This window comes from Neisseria sp. P0022.S009 (genome assembly GCF_051956675.1).
Lineage (GTDB): Bacteria > Pseudomonadota > Gammaproteobacteria > Burkholderiales > Neisseriaceae > Neisseria.
Genome location: NZ_JBQCXE010000018.1, coordinates 1 through 2663 on the forward strand (window position 1 = coordinate 1; position 2663 = coordinate 2663).

At 33.4% G+C, this 2663-nt stretch carries 5 protein-coding genes; all 5 read right to left on the reverse strand.

The genetic code is table 11. The features are described from left to right. Window positions 1–219 (reverse strand): contractile injection system protein, VgrG/Pvc8 family (locus tag ACTHUG_RS11165; protein WP_440386800.1); only part of this gene is annotated, 219 nt, incomplete at its 3' end. Between the two features lie 181 nt (window positions 220–400). After that, on the reverse strand, window positions 401–937 hold the full coding sequence (locus tag ACTHUG_RS11170; RefSeq protein ID WP_440386801.1) for an NF045616 family extracytoplasmic (lipo)protein: 537 nt from the start codon (window positions 935–937) through the stop codon (window positions 401–403). 161 nt (window positions 938–1098) lie between these two features. Next, a complete protein-coding gene (locus tag ACTHUG_RS11175; RefSeq protein WP_440386802.1) occupies window positions 1099–1377 on the reverse strand; it encodes a hypothetical protein in 279 nt (92 codons plus the stop codon). A gap of 17 nt (window positions 1378–1394) precedes the next feature. Next, window positions 1395–2120 carry a peptidoglycan recognition protein family protein gene (locus ACTHUG_RS11180; protein WP_440386803.1) on the reverse strand — a complete coding sequence of 242 codons (726 nt, stop codon included), beginning with the start codon at window positions 2118–2120 and terminating at the stop codon, window positions 1395–1397. Between the two features lies 1 nt (window position 2121). After that, on the reverse strand, window positions 2122–2663 hold a 542-nt coding region (locus tag ACTHUG_RS11185), incomplete at its 5' end, for a DUF2345 domain-containing protein (protein ID WP_440386804.1).

Genomic DNA, 2663 nt, shown 5'->3' on the forward strand with positions numbered 1-2663 from the left:
TTCACACAGACGGTTGATAAAGGTAAAGTCGCTTTCGAGATACTGGGTTACATACTCGCGGACGGTGTAGCTGCGGCTCTTTTGGAAACGGTAGTCGACACCGGAGAAGCCGTGGTGTTTGAAGACGACGGCAACGATGTCGGGGACGGTTTGGTTTGAAACAGTCGGGAATTGCCCAAGGTCTCTTCCTATTGATGATAACCAAACTGCACAATCCAAAGATCAAAGCCTCATACCCAAGAGTAAAACGCAGATTCAGATTATCGGCATAGTAATACAGGATTCTTCTTTGGCTTTCTAAAACAGTAGGTCATTCGGGTTTAATAGGATGGACTGTATCTATGCTTGTTCGCCTTGTGACGAAATTATCTGTTTCTGCAAAATCAGTCTATTTTTTTCATCATTTCCATAAATTTTTAAACCATTTAATTAATGAATCAAACCAACTTTCTTGTATTCCTATCATTGTATTATTTTCAAGGAAATCAGTTCTATTTCTACATTTTCTAGAGGATGAGTCAATAGAACCTACTTTAACCTTTCCATCTTCCTCTATTATGCAATAATAATTTTTCATACCAATGAAATCAGCATATCCATACGTATTTGGCTGAAGCGTGATATCATAGACTTCATTACTTTTTAATACTATACCATCAAAATTATTATTATCTATAACAATACAATTTTCTTTATTTGGATAGTTTTTATCAAATGAATTTTCATAATACCAAGATCTATATTCTCCTAGATCTGAATCAAAAAAACCCACACCTAGCAAATAATTACCTGAAAGATCTTTCTTATCAGTATAAATACACAACATATTGTTTTTTATTGTTATATTTATATCATTATTAGAATATGGAGATGGTGAAATCCCATATACCTTAATACTTATCATTAAGATAACAAAATAAAATATCCCTCTACTCATATCTTTATCCTCTTAAAACAATTAAGAAAACTTAAAATGAATAAAAATCTCTTCCTTTCCGATAAAAGCCCTTAGCTATTGCCCTTCTTGAAATATTAAAGAGAAATCTGAATAGGCAAATGAAAAATACTTTTCTACCAAATGATTTTGGATCTCTAAAATTAGTGTTCACTCAAATATTTTTTAACTTCCTCTTTTGTCTCTACAGTACATGGAAATTGATCAAAAATATTAGCATCACAATATAATAGGAATTGTTTCAATTGCTCTTTAGGTACATCTTGTATATCACGTTCCCCAATGGAATCATAGTATAGGCTCTGAAATAACCAAGGTTTTTTTAAAAATAATATATAATTATTATCAAATTCTCCTATCCTATAAACAATACCGATAAACAAATACAATAAAATAAAAATAAAAAATAGCATTTTATTCATAAAATTTCCTTATCTGTTTATTTAACTGTTGGTTCATTTAATTTAAATTCTTTTCTTAACTCAACTATTTTCTCCATAGCAACACTACCTGGACATGTCCGAGTATCGCCTGATAAAGCAAATTCTTTATGCCCTCCTAACTCACTAATGTTAAAATACTCATTCAGGCATTTGATTAAAACTTTTAGAGCAGATAATTGTGCCTCAGGTATCTCTCTCATATAAGTAGAATCAAATTGATCAGTCCATGTACTAAAATCTGTAAAAGAAAATTTAGCTTCTCCTTGTTTTGAAAAGTCTCCTAATAAAAGAATACCTATTTTTTTAGCATTATTTTTATTAACATGAGAACCTTTGAATCTTATATCTCTGCCCTCTGCAATAACTCCTGTACAATCTACTACGTAGTGATAACCGATATCTGAAAAATCTTTTTTATCCATGTGTTTATTTTGTACTTCCTTTAAAGCACCGTAGATTGCAGAACATGTATGTTGTGGTGAATTCCCTTGATGGTGGATGACTATTGATGTGTAATTCCACTCCTTTTCTAAACCATTTTTAGCCTCTCGTGCTTCCCATTCCCAACGTTCTAAAAATTTATTTTTAGATACTACTGGTAAATATTTTTCTAAATAATTAATAATAGCTTTCCTTGTGGCAGCCGGATCGTTTACAGGTATTTCAACTGTTTTAACATCACGATCATTGGATAAAGTTAATTTCGTATTTTTTTCAGCCATTTTATACCTCATTTGGTTTTAAAATTCTTTTGGGAGCTTCAAATAATACATGTACTGAAACTACATCGGATTGTAATGATTTTAAATACAAAAAACCATTATTATCTGTAAATAATATTTTTTTATCACCGGATAAGAATTTGACAATACATTTACGTTGCTTTATGGGCTCTCCTGTTTCGCTATTTTTCACAAGCAGTTTTGCTTTATATAAAGGAAAATCTTTGATAGAGAAGAAATCAAAATCTCGTTTTGCCGATTCATTCACCACCAACGGCGCCCTCACCCGCACCACCTTCGGACTTCCGATCTCAACTTCCCCGTTACTCAACTTGATATACGCCCCTTTGCAGGTAATCAGAATCTCTTCCTTCGCCGCAATGGTGATCTTCCCTGCGCTGCTGGTTAACGTTGCATCCTTCAAAGCATTCAGCTGCAATTCGTCATTCTGTGCCTGTACAGTGACTGCACCCTGATTGGCCTGCATCTTGATGCCGTTGCTTTGCGCAAACAGGTTAAGGCTCTCTGCCGCATGGGCGGTCA

What these genes read in the sequence shown, in the direction of transcription:
- ACTHUG_RS11180 (WP_440386803.1), bottom strand. Translation starts at nt 2,120, where the DNA reads ATGGCTGAAAAAAATACGAAATTAACTTTATCCAATGATCGTGATGTT.
- ACTHUG_RS11175 (WP_440386802.1), bottom strand. Translation starts at nt 1,377, where the DNA reads ATGAATAAAATGCTATTTTTTATTTTTATTTTATTGTATTTGTTTATC.
- ACTHUG_RS11170 (WP_440386801.1), bottom strand. Translation starts at nt 937, where the DNA reads ATGAGTAGAGGGATATTTTATTTTGTTATCTTAATGATAAGTATTAAG.